16 protein-coding genes are annotated in these 21,260 nt (G+C 53.3%); 8 read left to right on the top strand and 8 right to left on the bottom strand.

What is annotated here, in order from left to right; translation table 11 throughout:
• The first annotated feature begins 315 nt into the window (after positions 1-315).
• The 4 genes from ACR0JG_RS03790 (at position 316) to ACR0JG_RS03775 (ending at position 3,906) form a co-directional block, all read left to right on the top strand.
• The gene (locus ACR0JG_RS03790; RefSeq protein WP_480439390.1) at positions 316-585 is read left to right on the top strand and encodes a potassium channel family protein; all 270 of its coding nucleotides are present in this window, start codon (positions 316-318) and stop codon (positions 583-585) included.
• Positions 586-765: 180 nt separating this feature from the next.
• The gene (locus ACR0JG_RS03785) at positions 766-1,845 is read left to right on the top strand and encodes an AI-2E family transporter (RefSeq protein WP_480567583.1); all 1,080 of its coding nucleotides are present in this window, start codon (positions 766-768) and stop codon (positions 1,843-1,845) included.
• On the top strand, positions 1,842-2,906 hold the full coding sequence (locus tag ACR0JG_RS03780) for an HlyD family secretion protein (protein ID WP_170403695.1): 1,065 nt from the start codon (positions 1,842-1,844) through the stop codon (positions 2,904-2,906). The genes ACR0JG_RS03785 and ACR0JG_RS03780 overlap by 4 nt, the downstream gene beginning before the upstream one ends.
• Positions 2,896-3,906 carry a DUF2955 domain-containing protein gene (locus tag ACR0JG_RS03775; RefSeq protein WP_170424669.1) on the top strand — a complete coding sequence of 337 codons (1,011 nt, stop codon included), beginning with the start codon at positions 2,896-2,898 and terminating at the stop codon, positions 3,904-3,906. Before ACR0JG_RS03780 ends, ACR0JG_RS03775 begins: the two co-directional genes overlap by 11 nt.
• Positions 3,907-4,340: 434 nt before the next feature.
• On the opposite strand, the gene ACR0JG_RS03770 is transcribed toward ACR0JG_RS03775, so the two are convergent.
• From ACR0JG_RS03770 to ACR0JG_RS03760, 3 genes are all read right to left on the bottom strand, one after another.
• The gene (locus ACR0JG_RS03770) at positions 4,341-5,171 is read right to left on the bottom strand and encodes a HupE/UreJ family protein (RefSeq protein WP_480567581.1); all 831 of its coding nucleotides are present in this window, start codon (positions 5,169-5,171) and stop codon (positions 4,341-4,343) included.
• Between the two features lie 155 nt (positions 5,172-5,326).
• Positions 5,327-6,157, bottom strand: a complete 831-nt coding sequence (locus tag ACR0JG_RS03765) for a peptidyl-prolyl cis-trans isomerase (protein ID WP_170647190.1) — start codon at positions 6,155-6,157, stop codon at positions 5,327-5,329.
• Positions 6,158-6,315: 158 nt separating this feature from the next.
• Positions 6,316-8,238: a DUF3604 domain-containing protein gene (locus ACR0JG_RS03760; protein ID WP_480567578.1), complete on the bottom strand. Its 1,923-nt coding sequence runs from the start codon at positions 8,236-8,238 to the stop codon at positions 6,316-6,318.
• Between the two features lie 861 nt (positions 8,239-9,099).
• On the opposite strand from ACR0JG_RS03760, the gene ACR0JG_RS03755 reads away from it, so the two are divergent.
• Together ACR0JG_RS03755 and ACR0JG_RS03750 are read left to right on the top strand one after the other, a co-directional pair.
• Positions 9,100-10,725, top strand: a complete 1,626-nt coding sequence (locus ACR0JG_RS03755; protein WP_480569015.1) for an amidohydrolase — start codon at positions 9,100-9,102, stop codon at positions 10,723-10,725.
• Positions 10,726-11,163: 438 nt separating this feature from the next.
• Complete coding sequence (locus ACR0JG_RS03750) at positions 11,164-11,865, top strand: hypothetical protein (RefSeq protein WP_170625026.1); 702 nt, start codon at positions 11,164-11,166, stop codon at positions 11,863-11,865.
• A 171-nt stretch (positions 11,866-12,036) separates the two neighbouring features.
• Here ACR0JG_RS03750 and ACR0JG_RS03745 read toward each other — a convergent pair whose 3' ends face one another.
• The 4 genes from ACR0JG_RS03745 to ACR0JG_RS03730 are packed head-to-tail and all read right to left on the bottom strand — an operon-like array spanning position 12,037 to position 17,902.
• Entirely contained in the window at positions 12,037-13,554 is a 1,518-nt protein-coding gene (locus ACR0JG_RS03745) for an ABC transporter permease (RefSeq protein WP_170392769.1), read from the bottom strand.
• Between the two features lie 10 nt (positions 13,555-13,564).
• Complete coding sequence (locus ACR0JG_RS03740; RefSeq protein WP_480567575.1) at positions 13,565-14,614, bottom strand: quaternary amine ABC transporter ATP-binding protein; 1,050 nt, start codon at positions 14,612-14,614, stop codon at positions 13,565-13,567.
• 58 nt (positions 14,615-14,672) lie between these two features.
• A complete protein-coding gene (locus ACR0JG_RS03735) occupies positions 14,673-15,641 on the bottom strand; it encodes an ABC transporter substrate-binding protein (RefSeq protein ID WP_170392767.1) in 969 nt (322 codons plus the stop codon).
• A 35-nt stretch (positions 15,642-15,676) separates the two neighbouring features.
• Positions 15,677-17,902, bottom strand: a complete 2,226-nt coding sequence (locus tag ACR0JG_RS03730; protein ID WP_480567573.1) for a DUF1989 domain-containing protein — start codon at positions 17,900-17,902, stop codon at positions 15,677-15,679.
• Between the two features lie 203 nt (positions 17,903-18,105).
• On the opposite strand from ACR0JG_RS03730, the gene ACR0JG_RS03725 reads away from it, so the two are divergent.
• Complete coding sequence (locus tag ACR0JG_RS03725) at positions 18,106-19,116, top strand: LacI family DNA-binding transcriptional regulator (protein ID WP_480567571.1); 1,011 nt, start codon at positions 18,106-18,108, stop codon at positions 19,114-19,116.
• 736 nt (positions 19,117-19,852) lie between these two features.
• On the opposite strand, the gene ACR0JG_RS03720 is transcribed toward ACR0JG_RS03725, so the two are convergent.
• Positions 19,853-20,701: a LysR family transcriptional regulator gene (locus ACR0JG_RS03720; RefSeq protein ID WP_480567569.1), complete on the bottom strand. Its 849-nt coding sequence runs from the start codon at positions 20,699-20,701 to the stop codon at positions 19,853-19,855.
• 86 nt (positions 20,702-20,787) lie between these two features.
• Between ACR0JG_RS03720 and ACR0JG_RS03715 the strand changes: the two genes are divergently transcribed.
• Complete coding sequence (locus tag ACR0JG_RS03715; RefSeq protein ID WP_170610631.1) at positions 20,788-21,255, top strand: cytochrome c; 468 nt, start codon at positions 20,788-20,790, stop codon at positions 21,253-21,255.
• Positions 21,256-21,260: the final 5 nt, after the last annotated feature.

The raw sequence follows: 21,260 nt of genomic DNA, 5'->3' as shown, positions 1-21,260 counted from the left end.
CCATTTAGCCGACTTCTCTTGCGGAATTGGTGGGGCGGCCAAGAGACGGTTAAAGGACCAAATTTAGGATGTGCTGCTGACCCAGTTTCAAAATAGCTGGCTTGAAACGCGTTTAATGTTTCATAAACGAGCACATTGCATTACCTTTGACTACTGCGCCTGGACGCCCCAATTAAACTAGACGCGGTTAAAATGCTTCAATTTCCCACATCCATCTAATTACTGTTATATGTGAATTCTTCAAACGACGGGGACACAATGAATTCGCTAACTAGAATAACACGTGGGATAGGCGTCGCTTTCAAGGACGGTAGAGTGAAAGGCCTTCTTGCCTTCACAGTCGGAATGATTTTATGGGCCTCGGTCTTCTACCACTTTGTCGAAGGTTGGAGTTGGCTAGACTCGATCTACTTTTCCGTAGTGACAATTTCGACCGTAGGGTTCGGTGACTTCTCACCTGAAACTGCGGCGGGGAAAATCTTCACAATGGTGTATATCATTGTAGGCTTGGGTGTTTTCGTGACTGCGGCGACCACAGTGGCAGATACAATCTTGTCCCAAGACGACGAAAAAACGGACAAATAGATTATCCCCAATTGAGGCAATTTGAGTTCATGCGCAGGTATCAGTGCGACCGCGCATCTGAAGCCGTGCCTCGGATTCACTCGTACCTTCAAACTGATAGATGATCGCCGAAAACTCAAAAAATATACATATTACGTTTTTTGAGTGTATTGTTTGGAAAACAGATAGTGGAGGGATGGAATGGAAAAGACCCAGGACGCGAAGATTGTCGACCTCGCGATACGATTGCTCTTTCTCGGATTATTCCTCTACAGCGCCCTGGTCATGGTGGCTCCGCTTGCAAGTGTGGTTATCTGGGCAACGATACTCTGCGTCGCGCTCTACCCGGCATTTGATTGGCTGCAATCCAAGCTGGGAGGACGTAAGAAGCTTGCCACAACAATTATCGTTCTGTTGGGCCTTGTTCTGACCCTGGGGCCAGTCGCAACTGCGGTGTCTGGTGCTGCAGAACTAGGGTCTGATTTCGCGGAACAAGCAGACAAGGGTGAATTGAAAATCCCCCCTGCGCCCGAGGGCCTCAAGGAATTGCCGTTGGTTGGAAATAAAATCTCCGATGTCTGGGGAATGTTTGAGCGCAATCTTGACGGCGCGCTTGCAAAATACGGCGCGCAAATCCTTGAGATAACCAAATCGCTCTTCGGAAAGGTGCTGGGCATTGGTATCGGGCTTCTTGGCTTAGCTCTGTCCGTGTTGATTATGGGGGCATTGTTCAGCCCGGGGCCAAATTTGGTCCAGGGTCTTCAGCGCTTTGCCAACCGTGTCTTTGCACCACGCGGCGGTGAATTCGTGACACTGGCAGGCGCAACGATCCGGAACGTTACAAAAGGCGTGATTGGCGTAGCAGCCATTCAGGCTGTTTTCGTTTGGATACTGCTGGCGTTGTTTGGGATTTCTTCGGCCGCCACGCTGGCATTTGTCTGCCTCATACTCTCGATTATCCAAATCGGGCCCGGACTGGTTCTGATACCCGTTATTATCTACGCTTGGAGTTCTATGTCCGGCGGAACTGCTCTGATCTTCACCATATTGGCCGTTCCCGTCATGATAATGGACAGTTTCCTAAGACCCGTGTTCATCTCAAAAGGCCTTGAGACTCCCATGCTGGTCATCCTCATCGGTGTTCTCGGAGGTATGATGGCGTACGGGTTGATTGGCGTTTTTATGGGGCCGGTTCTCTTTGCTGTCTTCTATGAGCTGTTCAAGGTTTGGATTGATACCTCACCTGAAGCCGAGGGCACAGTTGAAGGCGCGGCGAAATGAGGAAAACGATATGGACAACCCTGGCTGTCATTCTGATTTTTCTTGTCTGGTATCTGGTCGCTGATCGAAAAACGCCATTTACCGGGAACGCCAGAGTAAAAGCGGTGGCCACCCAAATCGTGCCTCAGGTGACCGGAACGGTAACGGAAGTTTTGGTAGAAAACGGCCAAGTCGTTTCGGCAGGTGATGTTCTGGTTCGAATAGATTCCAGACCCTACGAAATCGAGCGTTCAAAGGCGGAAGCTGATCTTGAAGCGGCAACCCAAGAGGTGGGTGCGTCTTCGGCAGAGGTAAGTGCGGCACAAGCCAAACTCGCAAGGGCGCAGAGCGATCTGGATACGATGCGCATTCAGACGGAACGTGTATTTGCGCTCGAAAAGAAAGGGTTGATTGCCGTCTCAAAGGCCGATGATGCACGAGGACAACTGGCAGAATCTGAGGCAAACTTTGAGAACGCAAAAGCTGATCTGGAAAAAGCGAAGCAAAGGCTTGGTGACGATGGGATTGAAAACCCGAAAATCCAGCGCGCACTGGCGGCCTTGGCGGATGCGGAACTGAACCTTGAATGGACCGAACTGCGTGCTCCGGCGACAGGTGTCATTTCTAATCTGCTGATTGCCCCCGGAACGTATGCGCGATCCGGTCAGGATCTTTTGACGTTTCTGGATGCAACCGACGTCTGGATAGAGGCGTATTTTACCGAGAACAATCTGGGAAGAGCTTCAATAGGGTCTCCGGTTGATGTGGTGTTGGATATGCATCCAGGTAAGATTGTTCCGGGCGTCATTGAGAGCTTTAGTGCTGCTGTTTCTTTGAGTGGCGGTGATGAGCCGGGGCAATTGGCGAGCCCGCCAAGCACCAAGGGATTTTTGCGGGAGCCTGAAAGGTTTCCGGTCAGGATTGTTTTACCCGGCTATGAAGCTGGAAGTGCCGAAGACGATCTTCGCTTTCAACTGAACGGGCAGGCCGATGTGATCATGTATCTAAGCGACAACTCGTTGCTGAACCTCGTAGGCCGCGCCTACATCCGCGTAGTTTCAATCTTCTCCTATGCGTACTGAGGATCAAAGCTCTGTCACCCGGCTTGCGCTGGGTGTTACCGGTGTCTTTGCATTGGGCCTATTTCTTGGGTGGCCCCTTGCCGTTGTTGGGGCGGTGTTCACTGCCCTTTTCCTTCAAGCACCTGCGGCACTACCTTTGGCAGCATTTGGTAAGCTGTTTGTCTTCTCGATTGGATTGATGTTCATTTCATTCCTTTTGTCGTCAATCTTCTCACCTTATCCTCTTGTGTTTCTCATTCTGGTGGCCATTGGAATAATCCTGTCTTTCATTTGGTCAGTTTCCGGTGCCGGAGTATTGCCGGGTGTCATCGCTCTCATGGGGGCGTTGATGATTCCGAATTTGGTGCTGCAATCACAGGATCTGGCTTTGGTGCTTGTGTATTGGATCCCGTTGAACCTGCTGTTTGCTGGCTTCGTATCGACGCTGATGTTCGTGTTGATACCCGCTGCACCTCAAACGGCACCTCAAAAGAAAGCTGCAGCATCGCCGGACTTCGACTCACATCGCCGAATAGTCAGGATGTCTCTTGTCACAGTGCCCTTTGCTATGGCGTTCTTTATTTCCGGCGCTTCTGCTTTGTTGGTTCTGTTTTTTGTCGCCCTGCTGAGCCAGCAACTTGCGGCAATGCCAGCTGCAGGCAAAGCAGTTGCAAAAGCAATGCTGACGGCAAATCTACTTGGGGCGGCAGTCTCCATCATATGCTATGAAATAAACGTAATAGCTCCGGTTATTCTAACCCCCATTCTGCTGTGTTTTTTCTTTTGCCTAACACTCGGAGCACTTGGAAAGTCAAAAGTCCCGCTCGCCGCCGCCGCCGGTTCCGCGATTACAACAGCTCTGATTGTATATGGCGGTTCGGTTGCGCCGTTTTCAGACGAGGCTGACGTCAAGAGCATCACTCGCGTATTGCAAGTCGCCAGCGCCGCTTTCTTTGTAATTATCGCATATGTCGTGGTGGATGAATTCTGGCCAGAAAAAGAACGCCAGGCGACTCCATGAAGTTAGTTGCGATAAAGCTTGGCGCTGAAACCAGCAGAGTTCCCGTTTGACCGATTTTTGCAACCATCGCTCGAATTGCAGCGTCATGGCAAACCGCGAACATCGCTGAAGCGGTTTTATGTCAAGCGATCTCTGGTTGAGTGATGGCTGTTCGGTGGAGCGAATATGAAGGGCTGCCTCGCGGACAAAGCTGCCCTTCACCTGTTTGGTTTCAATGAACGCTCGCAACCAAATGCGCACATACCAGATCCGCAGATTGGACAGGGAGCAACTATGGCCGCATAGGTAAACTAACGTTGGGCATGCGATGAAGTGGGCTTTTTTTCGCAACCTATTCTGCGCGGTTGCACCTGCATCCGGTCAATTTGCGCGCTTTGCAATCGACTAGTGCCTTGAGCCGATCTACCACCTCAACGAAATCGAGGTTTAGCGCTTTAGAACCCACTTATGCGTTCTATGAGCCAGTACATCGATACCGACCCGATGCCATAAGCGGCAATCACAGTCGCCCTTTGGCTAACTGGACGTGCCATCAATCGCCAGATCGCGACAAGAAGTGCCAAAGCTCCGACAAAGCTCAACTGACCAGCTTCGACGCCTAGGTTGAAGGCAAACAAGGCTGCAGGAATATCGTTGGAGGGAAGTCCTATCTCGGCCAAAGCGCCTGCAAAACCAAGGCCGTGCAAAAGCCCAAATCCGAAACAAACGATCCAGGGCTTTTGTTTTGAAAGTCGAAAACGCCCGTCACCGCCCTTAACAATTTCCATTGCCAAAAAAACGATAGAAAGCGCAATGACGGCCTCGACCGGCGGGCCGGGGACATTCAGAAATCCCAGCGTTGCCAGTGCCAGTGTTATTGAATGTGCCAAGGTGAATGCCGTGATTGCTCCCGCCAGTCTCCACGGATCAGGGACCAAAATAAATAGGGCGAAGACGAAGAGCAGATGATCCCAGCCTTCTAGTATGTGTTCATAACCCAACTGAAAATAGGCTATGAAAACAGACCATGTTGTCTGTTCAAAAGGTATGTTTTGGATGGCAGCATCCGGGGTGAAACGAAGCGTGGCAGGCTCGGCGTGCAGAGGATGCACACGGACCAAAACGTCGTTCTTTTGTGCTGCCAGTCCGTCGATCTCGATGGATTGGCCCGCGATCTCAGCACGGCATTCGACAACCCAGGAAGAAACCCACGCTCGCCCATCGGAGATTGGGTCAGGGCCGTGTGAGGGTGTACAGCCATCCGGTAACACCGCATCAATCGCCATTGGTTGACCATACACATCTGGTTTTCGCCAATGAACACTCCAAGTGTCCGTAGTGATTTGTCGAATTTCCAAGTATCCCGGATCAAGCGCATGCGCGTTGGCGTACCCCGTGGGCCACGTGAACAGCAGAGCAAACATCAAGCTGAAGATGAAGTTCATTTGACCTGACCTGTGAGATCGGGTGCTGTGATCTCATAATTGTCGGCAAGAGCCTTGTATTGCGCCTGCGCCAAATCTTCGCTCATGGCGCGACGCCAATCACGAAGCACCACACTGTGGATCTCTTGCAAGCGAGGTATCCGGCTTGGTTCAATGGCAAGCACTTTCACCAGATGGATGCCGTAACCTGATTGGACCGGCCCCATCCACTGACCTTTTTCGAGATTGGAGAGACCATTGGAAAATCCGGTTCCAAAGACCGAGTCGATTACCCGTGTCGCGGTTAGGGGCATTGATGCAGGCAGTAGTGTCGCGCTTTCCAAGCCGGAAGTCTCCTGTTCCGCACGCAAGGCGGCCAGTGCCCTTTCAATCTCGGTCTCACTTGGTCCTTCACCAAGAAAAACTTGAGTGAACGCGACCTTATTGGGTGTCGCGTAGCGGTCCGTGTTTTGTTGGAGAAAAGCCTCTAGATCTTCGTCTTCTGGAATAACTGAAGCGGCGATGGCTTCGGTCAGAAAATCCATCTTTTGGCTCAGCCGCGACCTGATCACGCTATCTCCGCGTTCCAAGCCAAGCTTTCTTGCTTCCCTAACTAAAACTTCTTCGCGAATTGAAGCGTCGACCAACGCTTGTAGCTCGGAACCGCTTGGCTGGCGTTTCCACCTTGCTTCGAACTGTGAAGCTAACAGCGCGGCATCACTTTCGCTTATAGCTATCGTCTCCGGATCTGCAGCGGCGTCGTTATCTGGTGATATTATGTGGAACCAAATGAATATGGCAGCTCCGATCAAGAAGAAATGGAACAGAGGTTCTTTCACTATTCGCATGAAGGCTCCTGCGTGAAACGCGATACGGCATTATGTTTTATGCTGGCATCAGGCAGTTGAGTAACACAAGGAATTGCAACTCAAGGCGCGCCGCTTATCATAAGAGCGTCCCGAGTTAGTGATTGCGACCTGGGTCCCCAAATCTGCACGAAGTAAGGTCACTCTGCCGGCGTGTACCAAATCGGCGAGGAATACGCGCGCTCCTGATGCGTAAGTACCGCATCTTCTGGCAGCTCCGCACCAAACCTCAGTTTGTCGTACAACACCCAGCGTGGGGTTGGGATTTCGAGCGCACGTACGTAATAGAATGCCCGCGCATTTGGATCGAAATCAGGGTCAGACCAAACGGTTACCAGTTCAGCGGTTCCAATTGTATTGGTCCAGCTGGCGGTTTCCAGATCCACGGTATTCCCAACCGCAGGGATCTTGCCGTTTTGATCAGCAACACGGTTGTCCGACCATGCCACGTCATAGACGTTTTCCTGCAAAGCACCTTCGGAATCGAGCCATCCCTTTATCACCTGTACGCGATCCAGGTTGGCCCCGACCGGGTCGCGCAGAGCAGCGATCAGGAATGTGGGCGGACCTTCACCCTCGCGAGGTCGCAGATCCGAACCCATTGGAACACCTTTGGTGTAGCCCACATCTGCAAGAAAGCGAGTTTCGACATCAGCGTCGAGGAAATCCCATCCGCCAAAGAACCGCAGACCAATCCGCGGTCCAGTGCTCGCGTAGGTTTCGCGCCGCTTGAATGCATCGAAGATCGCAGCGCGAGTATTGTCGGTCGCCCAAACGGCCGTGTACCCGGAAGCTACAAGGAGGTCGCCAGGAATTTCGCCAAGATCGTTGGCGATGAAAGGATGCTTTATTCTCGTGGCCGAAGGTTCAACGCTGACGGATTTTCCAAAGAAGTTGTCTTCCTCAGCAGTTGCCAGAGACGTGTGGCTGTCCGTCGCGCCACCCATGCCAAACTTATATGGGTTCACGCCGAACTTCTCTTCCAACAACAAACCGCGCTTCAAGGCTTCTCGGGCGTACTCGCCGGCCAGCATGTCATCGGTTTTCAGCTCGGTTATGTCGAGATTGCCAACGTCCCAGTTTTCGTAATCCGCGAATTCGTCGTCGGGGCTCAGATAGGGGTGCGCTTCGCCGTCGCCCTTGATCTGAGTGACTTCGTAATGGGGCTCCCATTTTGCGCGGGCAGCCACATATTCCTCGTCGACCTTGCCACCGTGATAGGTGTCTTCGGTCGGGAACATCCATCCGTTCGACAGGTTGCCATTATGGGCGAAAGCTACCGCGCGACCACCCGTTTTTTCTTGATAGTCATCTAGCCATGAATACAGTGTTCTTGGGTCGGTATCACCAAATGGCGGTTGCGTGACTGGCGGCACCATCTGAAGCGCCCTGATGGGCCCATCGCGCAGCATAACATTCCGGTGCAGGTTGAAGCCCTTGGGTACAGAAGTCCACTCGAACCCTATGAACGCCGTGAAATTGCCGGGGTCGTTATGTTCTTCCGCAGCCAGAACGATTTGCTCCCATGTAAAAGCAAAAGCGTCAGCACCCGGGCTGTAGGAGTCCAGAAGGACTTCTGGCAGGGTCATTTGCGAGAAATTGGTGATGATATCGAACGCCGCTTTGCCGGCCTCTTCGCCGCCTGCCTTGTAACCTTCGTACCATTCCAAACCTTTCGGATCGGCAAGAACGCCTGGCTTGCCAGCCTGAAGGTCAGGGGCGAATCCCATTAGGTCAGTGTGATCCGTGAGAACCATCCAGTCCAAAGGCCGGGCCAGTCTTACTGGTTGACCCGTTGAAGAAGTAACCTGTTCACCTTTTGCAAAACGCCATGCTTCATCAGGCAACAGAGTGTTCCCAAAAGCACCTGCGTCCAGCGAAAGCCCGGTGTGAAGATGCGTGTCTCCCCACAGCGGTCGCTCGGGGAAAGTGCGTTCGGCATACGGGGAATACGGTTGATCTGAGAACAAGCCTGCCGCGGCTTCTTCACTTGGAACAGCATCTGCAAGGACAGTCGATGATGTCAGCCCTAGTGAGATAGAACAAACAAAAGCTCGAAGCATGTGGAACTCCTAAATCAAGATAGCGCGGTGGTGCCGATGACCTACAACTCAAGAATTTATATTCCTATTTATCTATATAACATCAATTTTCCGTTTGTGGGGATATTCCGCTTTTGGCATTGTCACGATGGTACACTTAGGAGTTTGTCTGAAGAAGTTGGTCTAACAATAACTCCATAAGCCATCTCCTAGATTGTTGTGCTCAACATCGATAACGGAAGCTTTAGAGAAATTGCGACTCAGCACCGTTAGGATTGGCAAATGCTCGGCCGCCCTCCATTGCAGCAGCCATCTAACTTTAAGATGAAGGCCTGAGATGGATCTTGGGATGATTTAAGATCAGCAACTCGCCGCAGCCCAAACCAGGCCTTCAAACCTACGCCTTGCAATTCTAGCTTTGCAGACTTTGCCGCTATTAGCGATTAACTGTTTTAATGTCCGCTCTCAGATCAAAGAAGAAAGCAAAAAAAGCGGTCAGGCTAAGGAAAGCTGACCTTCGACGACCCGGAGCTGAAGGCCCCGCTTGCGGACAAAGCGAGGGTAAATTTCAGAACTGAATCGCGGTAATTTAAGTTGCTAATAGTATCAAGATATTCAACGCTGTGCATCAGATGGGCGCGCGCGCATTGCTCGGAAGCTTGCTTGAGGGTCCCGTTCAGCCAATCCCTGCGTTGGCGAGGATCAATGTTTGCACAATGATTGGATAGCCCCATGGCCTTCTCATTTCGCTTCCTGTTAGCGCCCGTTGCATTAATCGCCCTTGCGACGACGGCAGTACACGCTCAAACCGCCGACACCATATACACCAATGCGCAGGTCTAAACGGTCGACCCTGAACAAGAATGGGCCCAGGCGTTTGCGATTGAGGATGGACGTTTCATTGCTGTCGGTTCTGCAGAAGAAGTCGTTGCGCTGGCTGGGAGCGAGACTGAAACGATCGACCTTGCGGGTGCGATGGTATTGCCGGGCCTTTATGACATCCATGTTCATTTCCGCAATTGGTACGTTGCTGCGGCATTGTCTGACGAGGTGATCCTACTCCCGGGCGATGCCGACCCGGAAGCGGCAACGGAGTTGATTCGCGAATTTGTAGCTGCGCGCCCAGATCTCGAATACCTTTTTGGATCTGGATTGGCCAACGAGCTGTTTGATGGAGAACCGAACACTACTTGGCTTGATGAGGCAGTCTCTGATATTCCGGCCTATATTATCACTGCAACTGGGCACGAGGCAGTGCTGAATACACCGGCGATGATCGATAGCGGTATTGATGTCGATACACCGGACCCACGGAACGGGATCATTGTGCGGGATCCAGAAACAGGAGAAGCAACAGGCTACATGAAAGAGGCCGCGATGGGTCTTTACGCGATGCCATTTCTACGCGGGCTGGATATCGAAACCCACGTTGATGGCGCAAGGGACGTGCTACACTTGCTTGCCTCAATGGGTGTGACATCTGCCAGAAACATGCATAGCGAATTGATAAATGTGCAGGCGCTACATCGGCTTGCAACGACCGAGGGGCTTCCGATCAGGGTTAGTGTGGCGTGGACCTACGATTCTCCGACGCGGGCATATCAATCCGTGGAAGACCAACGTGCTGCAATCGACACGTTTCAAGACTTGATCGCGCCACGGCTGGACCCAACCTTTATTAAGGTCAATATCGATGGCATTCCGACTGAAACCGGTGCGATGCTGGAACCTTTCCTAACGAACGCCTCGAAAGCGGAACAGTCCCAATCTGACGCGGTTTCAAAGTATGATCCTCTTGCTTCTGGTCAGGGCGACTATGGGCTAATCTTTTTCACCGAAGAGGAACTTGTGGCCGACATTATCCGGTTTGAAGAACAAGGTATGAAAGGCATGGTTTTCCACACTGTGGGTGATCGCGGTGCTAGGCTTGTTCTGGACGCAATGGAAATCGCACGAAACCAACTGGGCGAGCTGAAAGGCCGCTACCAGCTTGCCCATTCGTTTTTCATATCGGAAGATGACATGCCAAGACTGGTAGAACTCGATCTGACACCGGAATTCTCGCCAGTACTATGGTTTTCGAACCCCCACAACGATGTCGTCAACCGCGTGGTTGGCCCGGAACGCGCGCAGAGGGTTTTCCCAATGCGCTCTGTGGCTGACGCCGGAGGACGGGTCGTTATCGCTTCTGATGGTCCGTTGTTCATGCAGACCCCATTGGCATCGATCGAGGCGGCCGTGACCCGTATCGATCCTGTGGCTGACACGAGTCCACCCGATCCTGCGGTGGGCCAAGCGATCACGCTGAAGCAGGCAATTGATGCCCGCACAATCAACTCTGCATACTTGGATTTTGCGGAAGAAGAGCTTGGCTCAATCGAAACCGGCAAGCTTGCCGATTTCATCGTGCTTGACCGCAACCTATTTGAAATTCCGATCTCGGAGGTCAGTGAGACGCAGATATTAAAGACGTTCGTCGAGGGCGAGATGGTTTTTGAGGCCAAATAACGTTTTGATCTGAGTTTATTTAACTCACTGGCAGCAAGGCTTCCGAAAGAGACGCATGGTCCAGGCTCTCTTGGGGGTTACAAGGCCATGCGCTTGTGAACGCACCGGGTTCAATTCGGCAAGGCCGAGCGCCTGTACAAGTGTTTGTTTCAAGGCACGCCTTCAACCATGTAATTCTCGCTTTCCGTGCTTCTTTTTCATTGGCAAACCTTGCGTCATTGGGCGCGATGGGCTCGAGGCACGTGTTTGGCAAACTTGAATAATTGGCTGTTAAGCAGACAAAAGCTGCCGTTGATCGTTCAGTACGATCGGTACTCAAAAAACTAGTCGGTGGGCATTCTGAGAAAGCCGCTATCGCACCTTCTTCACTTTCTGGGTTGTGCTTTTGATCACAACGAGTGTCTCATCTGCTTGTAATATGTTCGTTGGATCTTAGCCGTGTTCGAAGCGCCGACATACCTCGCGATAACATCGATTGCAGTCATTGGTACTGTTCACGTCTTCTGCGTGTCTTTTTTCCGCAGATTCCCGGCCCCGGCAAGCTGGCTATCTGATTTTTCATCAGGGATCGGACTTGGCTATGCTTTCCTTTTCTTGCTGCCAAAAATCGGTGAATTGTCAGCCGGTTTAGCTGCAACCGGGAAATGGGAACACTCGCTGTATGGTTACTCTCTGCTAGGATTTCTCGCTTACTATTTGTTGGAAGCCGGTCGCGAGATAGGGGTCGACAACAGGTTGTCTCTTGGCTTGGATACAGTGGCACTCGGAACCTATAACTGCTTGCTTGCCATTACAGTCATGCAAGCAACCGCAACTTCGCCTGAACTGTACGTCATAGGAACGTTGGCCTATTCGCTGCATTTATTTGGAGTGAATATTTATCTCTACAAAACCCACCCCGGGCATATGTCTGGATGGCTACGTGCATACTTTGTCGCTTCACTTACGGTCGGCATATTGATCGGTCTCAACGCGGACAAAAGTAGCATGCTCTATTCAATCGCGACCGGGTTAACGGGGGGCGTGATTATAGCTCTATCTCTTCGGGTTAAACTGCCCGATCGTTCTTCAATGAATACAAAGGCTCTTTTGATTGGTGTGGTGTTCGCTGCGGTCGCAGTTGTTGTAACCCGGTACTGATCCGAGGACACTATTGGACTTTTCTTTAGATTAATGAACCGGATGTTTCTCAGCCTTTTTTGAGAGGTATGGGCAAAGCATCGGATTGCTCTTCAGACAGCGCCCTCTACCAATTGGCTTTGAAAACACAATTAGAACTTCAGACGGATGATCGTGCGTTTGCCACAATTGTTATTTTCGTCCGGCCACAATCCGATCTAAGATTAACGCGCAGAACAAGATTGCCAAACCGGCCAGAATTCCTTGTCCCGCCGCTGCGTATTGCAGTGCCTCTAGCACGTCCTCGCCCAAACCCTTGGCACCGATCAGCGAGGCGACAACAACCATTGCCAGAGACATCAGGATAGTCTGGTTCACACCTGCCATGATGGTTTTGTGCGCCAAGGGCAGGTCTACCCGCCATAGCAGGTAACGAGGCGTTGCTCCAAAGGCCAAAGCGGCTTCCCGCACAGTTTCAGGGACTTGTTGCAGGCCAAGTACGGTAAAGCGGATTACCGGAGGGCTACCGAAAATCATGGTTGCAACTACGCCTGCAGGCTTTCCAGATCCAATAAAAGCCACCACCGGGATCAAGTAGACGAAGGAGGGCATTGACTGCATGAAATCTAGAATGGGCCGCACGATGGCAAAAGCACGTGGGCGACGGGCGCAGTAGATACCCAATGGAATGCCCAGCGTGATCGAAATCAGCGCCGCGGCGCCCAACAGGGCGATTGTAGTCATCGCCTTTTCCCAAAAATCCAGCAGGCCTAGATAGGCCAGCGCGGCTCCGGTGAAGATCGCCACACGGGGACCAGCCGACAGGTAAGCCAGCATGATGATCACCAAAGCTACGACCGGCCAGGGGGTATCGACCAGCACAACCTCGATCCAGTCCAGCAGGGTGCGCATCCCATAGGTCAGCCCATCAAAGAAGCCGCGCCCGGCAGTCTTGGTCCACTCGAACACCGCTTGCACACCATCGCCTACGTTCAGACGCCAGTCCCGGTTGGTTGGGAAGGTCTTGAGCACAGCCACCGCGTCCGGTTGTGCAAATTTGATCATAGACAGGATCACCACCACAGCGGTCAACGCCGTCGCCACAATCAGCCGAGAGATAGACCAGCCGTGGGCTACACTTGGGTCTGAACGCCAGCGCGCGAATTGACCTTCAAGCGTCCAGTTGGCCAGAGAAGCAGCTAAAAACTTGACTGCCAGCAGAAGGGCGATCCCAATGATCAGATACGTGACACCGGTAGAGTCCGCTGTGCGTGCGGCCTCCTGCGCGCCAGCCAGAGCTCCTTCAAGTGATTCCGCCGCGCGTTTCAACGACTCCAACGTGGTCGACCCGGATTGCTCCGCCGCTGCAATCTGCTGTCGGCGCAGCTCCAGTGTCTGCTCGATCTGTATCGCCCGCTCGCGGAACTCGCGCCCAAGATCACCAAACAAACCCAGACCGATCTGGATGTAGGCCAGCGTTTCCAAAACCAAAAACCCGAGAAACCACGACCACAGCCCGCGTGCACCAAACCAGATCGGCCCGAGGATTGCTGCAGCTGTGTTTAATGTAAAGCGATAGCCTGGGGCCTGCATCATATAGGCGAAGGTCTTCTGGTAATAGGCGTTCCCCTGACCGACAAAATCTCCTATTAGCCCATTCAGACGGTCGGCGGTTTCCGGTTGGATCTGTTGCGTATCAACATGTTTCATATCGTTGCCCTTACGCCTGACTGTCCTGAATTGCGCGGATCAAACCCGCACGGTTAATAACACCTACCGTCTTGCCATCCTGCGTCACGGCTACGACTCCATGTCCGTCCACGCAGAGGTTCATCAGGTCGGACAGATCCATATCTGGGTGAGCCTCTTTGGCATCCTCCGGGAGTTCGCCGTGATGCGCCTCGAACTCATCGACCGGTTTCATGACCGCATGGGCGAAGATCATATTGAGTTTCGAAATCCCCGCCACAAAGTCGGCCACATAGTCGTCAGCGGGGTTGAGTATGATCTCTTCCGGTGTGCCGATCTGCACGATGCGCCCGTCCTTCATGATCGCGATGCGGTGGCCGATGCGGATTGCTTCATCCAGGTCGTGGGTGATAAACATCGTGGTTTTGTTCAGCTTGTGACTGAGGTCCATGAACTGATCCTGCAACTGCTTGCGGATTAGCGGGTCTAGGGCCGAGAACGGCTCATCCATCAAAAGGATTTCAGGGTCTGCAGCGATCGCACGGGCCAGTCCCACGCGTTGTTGCATACCGCCTGACAGCTCATGTGCGTATTTGTCTTCCCAACCGTTCAGCTCGACCAGCTCCAGCACCCGGTCGGCCTCTTCCCAGCGGCGTGCTTTTCCGGTTCCGCGAATTTCCAGCGGCATTGCTACATTGTCGCGGACTGTGCGGTGAGGCATCAAGCCAAAGTTCTGGAACACCATCGCAACGCGCCGGTTACGCAGATCGCGCAGACCTTCATCGTTCAGGCCCATCACATCCTCGCCATCCAGATAGATATGCCCGTCAGTGGGCTCCAGCAGACGGTTCACATGACGCACAAGGGTCGATTTACCCGAACCCGACAGGCCCATGACGCAGAACAGTTCACCTCGTTCGATCTCAAAGCTGGCATCAGCCACGCCGACAACGCAGTTGAAGCGTTCCAGCACCTCGGCCTTGCTCAGGCCATCGCTGTGGATAGCGTTCAAAGCCTCCTGCGAGCGTGTACCGAAAACTTTCCACACGCCTTTTGCGTCGATTGCTATTTCCGCTGTCATATTGGCCCCATTGGAATTGTGTTGGTTCGCGCCCCCGATAGTCAGGGGCGCATGGGCTTTAGTTGGTCGTCAGTCCCAGCCAACCGTCGACGATATCGCCGTTGGCGGCGATCCATTCGGCTACGACTTCATCCGTGTCACGGCCCTTGACTACGACTTCATAAGTCAGACCGCTTAGCTCTCCCGCATCCATGTCGATATTGGCAAGGAAAGAGGCCGCTGCCGGGTTGCGCTGTTCCAGCGATTTCGAATGCGCCACTGTCACGGTTTTGACCGGTTCACCCGTGCTGACATGGGATTTGTTATACCAATCGGCATCCTGATCGGGCTGAACCATCTTGTAGGTGGCCGCGTCGTGCTCGGGCTCTTCCAGAATGGTCACATCATATAAGGCGTGCACGTAGTGTGGCGCGTAGCAGTAGAAGGCCGCGCCTTTCTTCTGGTCGATCTGATCTTTCAGACGGGAATAGAACACGGTTTCGTCTTCGGTGGTCGGCGTCAGAAATGTCTCGATCCCATAATCCCGCACCCGCACCTTGAACGTGTTGGTCGAGGCCCAGCCCGAGGCACCAACCCAGACCTCACCCATGCCGTCGCCATCGGAGTCAAACAGCTCTTGCGCGACGGGTGTCGCCAGGTCGTAGATCGAACGGATGTTGTGATCTTCGACCATGTAGTTTGGCACACAAATCCCAGCGCGGCCTTCGTAACTGCCTGAGGACAAACCTACGGTGCCTTTCTGATCGACATATTCATCCGTAAAGGACGACTGGTTCGGCAGCCAAACATCCGGGTGTACGTCGATGTCACCACGACCGCCATCCATGGCGGCAAAGATCACCGCGTTTGCTCCGGGGGCATAGCCAGCTTCTCCACCCAAGCGGGTCTCAATGATCTGGCCGATCACACGGCTCATTATTTTGGCACCGGGCCAGCTGGGCTCGCCCACCATAACCTTTTCTTGTGCCATCGCCGTTGTTGCGCCGAAAGCAAAGGTCAAGGTTGCAATAAGTTTCAGTTTTTTCATGTACTTTCTCCCGTTGCGTTGAGTTGCATGCGCCTTCAGGCGCGCGCCCGCTTACGTTGCGGGTCTATGAATGGAATATCCGAGACGGTGGCTCGCAGGCGTTTCATCCGCCCGTCGAGTTGACCGATCTCAAGTTGAGTGCCGTTTTCCGCGTGTTCGATGGATAACCGTGCCATTGCGATTGCGTGTTCCAGCGTCGGTGATCGGGTGGCAGACGTTACCACTCCTACTTGCCGTTCACCTGTATAGACGGGTGCACCGTGCGTTGGCACATCATCGCATCCGATTAAAAGCCCTTTGAGCGCCCGACGTGGCTCGCGCAGGTTGCGTTCCAGTGCGGCTTTTCCAGTGAATTCAGTTTTTGTCAGATCGACGGCGAAGCCAAGACCAGCCTCAAAGGCATCGACACCCGGCGCAAACTCGGCATTGGCCGCGGCCAGCCCTGCCTCTATCCGGATGATGTCCAAGGCGGCCGAGCCCATTGGCGTGATCCCAAACTCTTCCCCAGCCGCCATCACCGCATCCCAGATCGCAACGGCGTCGGATTTGGAACAGAAGACCTCATACCCCAACTCACCGGTATACCCCGAGCGTGACAGCATAAACGGCGCACCCTCGCGGTCACGTAGCCGCGCGACGGTGACGCCGAACCATTTCAGATGATCCAAGCCTGGCACATGCGGTTGCGTAAAGGCGATCTTGCGTAGCAGTTCGCGCGACTTTGGCCCTTGAATGGCCAGGTTGGGCATTGCTCCACGCAGCGCATGGATCCGCACTTGCAGGCCACGCGCATCGGCCAGTTCTTGCAACGCGCGCCCGCTTTCCTCGGTGCCGCAACACCAACGGAAGATTTCGGGCGCAAGTCGGAACAGGGTGCCATCGTCGATCACCGAGCCGCTCTCGTCACACATCAATGTATAAGACCCGCGCCACACCGGTAGCTTCGCCACATTGCGCGTGGTGGCCAATTGCATCAGAGCCTCGGCATCCGGGCCGACAATATCGAATTTGCGAAGCCCGCTCATGTCCTGAACAGTCACCGCCTCGCGACAGGCCCAGTATTCACCCAACGTGCCGTGGGCAGGGTAACTGACGGGCGCCCATAGGTCGCGCGCAGGTGCGAAATGCTGGGTTAACGGGGCCAGACGGTCGTGAAAGGCCGACTCCTGACTGATCGACATGGGCGCGTCTTCCTTTTCACGATAGGCAACCGCACGGCGGATGGGCGTTTTGGGGCGGTAGATGCGTACATGCACATCGGTCGGGTTCCAGCCATTGATGGGATCAATGTCGTCCGGGCAGGCGGTCGAGACGCAAACCAGATCCTCAAGCGCGCGCATGGCGACATAGTCACCGGGACGCGAGTAGGATTCCTCGGTTAGTATGTGATGGTTCGTCGGGTCGATCCATGTATTCCAGAAGAAGTTGATTGCAGGCCACGCAGCCCGCTGTGAAACGCCGTAAGGGGCCAAGGCGTTTGACATATTATCCGAACAGTTCAGATGGCCGGGGAACCCTCGCTCTTCATACCCGCGAGCGGTACAGGCTAGTCCGAATGTGTCATGCCGACCGCAGGTATCCTGCACTACGTTCAACAGCGGGCGCATGTCACGATCAAAGAACTTGTCCAGCAAGCCGGGGCCGGGATAGGCACGGCGCACCATCGACCGAGTGGCAGTTGAATCGATCATCCATTCCTGGCCACGATCCAGCCCATCAGTTCGCAGCGCCATGAAGTCAGAACACTGCTGGCCTTCAATGTCGATGATTTGAACAAATTCTCCAGCCTTCAGTTCATAGGCCAGAGCGCTACCGCGTTGCACGGTGAATTCGTCCCGTGTATCACCCAGCAAAGGTGGCAAAGGCGGCCCTTTGACCATTGCTGGTTTGTGCAAGACTGTGATGTTCCCGGTCGCACTGCCTTCAATCAACCCTGTGACCGCGGTTGTACGGATCACCCAGACAGTAACCGTGTGGTCTGCGCGGAGAATCAGCGGCTCGGGTATATGGTCCAGCCTGTGACAGGGAACCTGCCGACTGCCGCCATGCGCCGTAACCCAAGTCAGGAGCTGTGTACTATCAAAATCGTCCCATTTGACGTGCCCGGTTGCTGTCAAACTCAGCGCCGCCAGTCCCGACTTTCCATCATTGGTGAACGCCACAACATCCAGTGCTTGCTTTGGACCAACCCCTTCTATCGAAAGCAAATCACCGTGCTTTACGACCAGTCGAACAGCCTCACGTGCGGTAAGGATGTGCATGCGGGTGTCAGAAGCGTTCTGAAACCCAGGAAACAGGCGGCCAGGGCTGTCAAACCCCGAGTTGGTAAACGCGTGTAAGACGGATGACCCCTGCATATCGCTGCTGAATTCCCAAAATGTAACTAGTTACAGAGGTTGATGAAACTAGTTACATATGTCAACTCTTTACTCAGAAATCCGCGAAATGGACACCAAATCCTACGATGCAAAAAGCCCCAGAGCCTAAAAAACGCGCAAATCTCAGAGATGTAGCAAAGGCTGCGGGCGTGTCTGTCGCGACGGTGTCGCGCGTGTTGAACGAACCGAGTGTGGTTAAGAAAGATACTCTGGAAAAAGTTCAAGCCACCATCGCTGACCTCAAATTTGTCCCAAGTGCGGCCGCGCGCGCGATCAACTCCGGACGCACTAGATTTGTCGGCGCATTGGTCCCAACTCTGGACAACGCAATCTTTGCCCGCTTTCTTGCGGCGCTAGAGCGCAAGCTGTCGGACCACCAATTGTCACTGATCGTAGCAACCACCGAGGCAAATCTGGATATCGAAGCCAAGAAAGCCAAAAGCCTGCTGGATATCGGAGCTGAGGGGCTGATTATCACCGGAGCCACACACAATGCCGCGCTGCTCGATCTGATCGAGCGCACTATGTTGCCAACAATCATTACGTCTTTCTTTGACCCCGAAAACCCGTTGCCGACCATCGGGTATGATAACGCAGCCGCGGCGCAACTTGCATTGCAGCACCTTGCAGATCTCGGACATCGGGACATTGCTGTCGTACATGGCCCGGTTCACGACAATGATCGCACACGAGCTCGCCTTGCAGGCATTACAACCTTTCCCTTCGCTGGAAATCTTTCAACCTTCGAAACCGAGATCAGCCATCAGGGCGGAGTAAACGTTGCAAAACACCTCGGCGGTCTAAACACCAAGCCAGATGCAATTTTATGCCTATCTGACGTCGTTGCGCTTGGGGTTTTGCTTGGTCTTCAAGCGCAAAACATCGGCGTCCCGGACCAGATTTCTATGATGGGCGTTGACGACCTTCCAATTTCGTCCGTGACCGTTCCGCCACTGACAAGCGTGCATCTACCTGTTTCTAAGATGGGTGAACGAGCAGCAGACGCGCTAGCCGATTGGATCGCTTCTGATCAGGCACCTAAATCCGAAGAGCTCGCCACACGACTCGTTGTTCGGAGCTCCACAAAACGAATTTAGGACGACTTGGCCATCAGGGTTTGCGAAACGAACAACGCTATTGATGATGCCGAAGGCCTAGTGCGGGCTCTGATCGCCAGTCGGCACAAACCACGGTGGATGTCAGAGAGAAGCGCGTTTGCTCATTGGTCGAGACGCAGCGAATACCTGATCAATTCTAAGAAGGGCGCTGACTTACCGGAAATGCCTTGACTTGCGAATGTTGTGTCTGCACCCCTCTGAGGAAAAAAACATATAAAAACAGTAAGTTAAGCTATATCGAATGGCAAAGCTATGTGTCTCCCCACATTCCTGTTGTTTAAAGTCACGCGAACCTGACCTAACCGTCATAGTTGGACCAGACAAGCGGTGGAAGTTCGACATCAGAAGGCGCCCCAAATGTTAGACATTAGTTGAATTTGACATTTGCTTCATAAACTAACCCACCGCCCCCAGTTCATGCTCCGACGGACTGTTTGGTTTGATCTGACTTCCCTTTCGGAAAATCAGGGCTGATTTGTAGGTCAGGCAGCGAAGCTGTCTTGGGGACGAGGTAAAGCTATTCGGCAATAGTACTGCAGCCCGCAGACGCAAGCTGAGGACACGGTTTTATCCAATGGGGTTGCCTTAGAGGTCAGCCGCGCCTTTTGCGACGTTCGTAACCTAAATGATCGCGCGCTTCCTGCCGCCGGACGAAACCCTTGAAGGCCTGAAAGCGTACAGTACGCCTGAGCGAGGGCGCGACTTCCCGTTGTTCTCAGCGGCAGAGAGTTTTGTTGGCTATGCGATCAACCAAAGCTCGTTGTACAATGGCAAACCTCGGAGTGTGTGCTATTTCATCAAGTGTCGCGACCCACAGTGGCACATCAATTCCAGGATCCATCTCGCTCGACAGCTGAAGCCGAGGGTCCGCGTTCCCGATGAACAAGGGCAGAAACGCTCTGCCCACCCCGGATGCAGCCATCTGCTGAAGCACTAAGAAGCTATCTGCTCCGTTCGTCATTTCATCCGCACTGACATGATCGGCTAGCCATTTGGCTGGAAGAGAACGACTCAAAGCCCCATCAAGCCGCAACCATTTTCGATTGGTGCCGCCGTCGTCGAAAACTCCAAATGACAGTGTACCTGCGCGTTCCCCAACAAGCCCTTCTTCAAGTTTTATGGAGGGCCTTACGGCGATGTCCGCAGTTAATCTCGATAAATCATGATGGCTGTTGCCGCTCAATAAAGTCAGCTCCAAGCCAGGGTACAACTGGGATATCTCTTTAAGTATTTGGGGCAAAACAAGCTGGCAAAGGCTGTCAGTTGACGCGATACGTACGTGACCTACTGGAGACCGGTTTGCTCCTACAAGCGCGCGCTCGACCGATAGCACCGCATCTTCGACGCTTTCCATAGCCGACAGAACTGCTCTGGCCTCGGGCAGGGCAGAGTATCCCGAAGGGCTTTTCTGGAAAATCACACAGCTATTGCGCTCTTCGAATGCGGCTACCCTTCGCAACACAGTCGCATGCGTGACGCCCAGTGCCGCTGCAGCTGCATTGAGTGAGCCGTATTTGCTTACGGCGAGCGCGTACCGAATATCATCCCAGTTTGCGTTGTTCATAAATTAACAAGTGACGACCAATAACAAACAATTACAAGAAAAATCGTTCAAGTTAACATTCGGAGCATTAAACAGGGAGACACATCATGAAGAAGAAGTTCTCAGTATTCGCGGCAGGTCTTTTGTCATTGGCCGCAATTGGCACAGCAATCGCCCATGAAAGTGAAAACCCGGCTGTGAAAGCTCGTACCTCAATCATGCAACTCTATGCCTTCAATCTTGGTACACTTGGCGGAATGGCTAAGGGAGAGGTCGATTATGATGCCGAGGCCGCAACTCGGGCCGCGAATAATCTTGTTGTACTGACACAAATCGACCAATCCGCGATGTGGCCCCAGGGATCTGACAATGTGTCCGATCCGACCACCCGTGCATTGCCTGCGATCTGGGAGAACTTCCCTGACGTTGGTGCGAAAGGGCAGGCCATGGCAGACGCCGCTGTTGCGATGCAGGCTGCGGCAGGTCAAGATGTTGATGCCCTAAAAGCAGCGATGGGCGATCTGGGCGGAAGCTGTTCGGCATGTCACAAAGCATACAGAGCTCCAAAGAACTGATTGGG

The organism is Ruegeria sp. AD5 (assembly GCF_056542345.1).
The sequence above is the reverse complement of the archived record's forward strand: the minus strand, read 5'-3'. Positions and strand labels throughout refer to the sequence as shown.

Bases quoted from the DNA above. Each gene is read 5' to 3' on its own strand.
- ACR0JG_RS03735 (WP_170392767.1), bottom strand. From the start codon at position 15,641: ATGAAAAAACTGAAACTTATTGCAACCTTGACCTTTGCTTTCGGCGCA.
- ACR0JG_RS03780 (WP_170403695.1), top strand. From the start codon at position 1,842: ATGAGGAAAACGATATGGACAACCCTGGCTGTCATTCTGATTTTTCTT.
- ACR0JG_RS03740 (WP_480567575.1), bottom strand. From the start codon at position 14,614: ATGACAGCGGAAATAGCAATCGACGCAAAAGGCGTGTGGAAAGTTTTC.
- ACR0JG_RS03770 (WP_480567581.1), bottom strand. From the start codon at position 5,171: ATGGCGATTGATGCGGTGTTACCGGATGGCTGTACACCCTCACACGGC.
- ACR0JG_RS03765 (WP_170647190.1), bottom strand. From the start codon at position 6,157: ATGCGAATAGTGAAAGAACCTCTGTTCCATTTCTTCTTGATCGGAGCT.
- ACR0JG_RS03760 (WP_480567578.1), bottom strand. From the start codon at position 8,238: ATGCTTCGAGCTTTTGTTTGTTCTATCTCACTAGGGCTGACATCATCG.
- ACR0JG_RS03785 (WP_480567583.1), top strand. From the start codon at position 766: ATGGAAAAGACCCAGGACGCGAAGATTGTCGACCTCGCGATACGATTG.
- ACR0JG_RS03715 (WP_170610631.1), top strand. From the start codon at position 20,788: ATGAAGAAGAAGTTCTCAGTATTCGCGGCAGGTCTTTTGTCATTGGCC.
- ACR0JG_RS03745 (WP_170392769.1), bottom strand. From the start codon at position 13,554: ATGAAACATGTTGATACGCAACAGATCCAACCGGAAACCGCCGACCGT.
- ACR0JG_RS03775 (WP_170424669.1), top strand. From the start codon at position 2,896: ATGCGTACTGAGGATCAAAGCTCTGTCACCCGGCTTGCGCTGGGTGTT.
- ACR0JG_RS03725 (WP_480567571.1), top strand. From the start codon at position 18,106: ATGCAAAAAGCCCCAGAGCCTAAAAAACGCGCAAATCTCAGAGATGTA.
- ACR0JG_RS03720 (WP_480567569.1), bottom strand. From the start codon at position 20,701: ATGAACAACGCAAACTGGGATGATATTCGGTACGCGCTCGCCGTAAGC.
- ACR0JG_RS03730 (WP_480567573.1), bottom strand. From the start codon at position 17,902: ATGCACATCCTTACCGCACGTGAGGCTGTTCGACTGGTCGTAAAGCAC.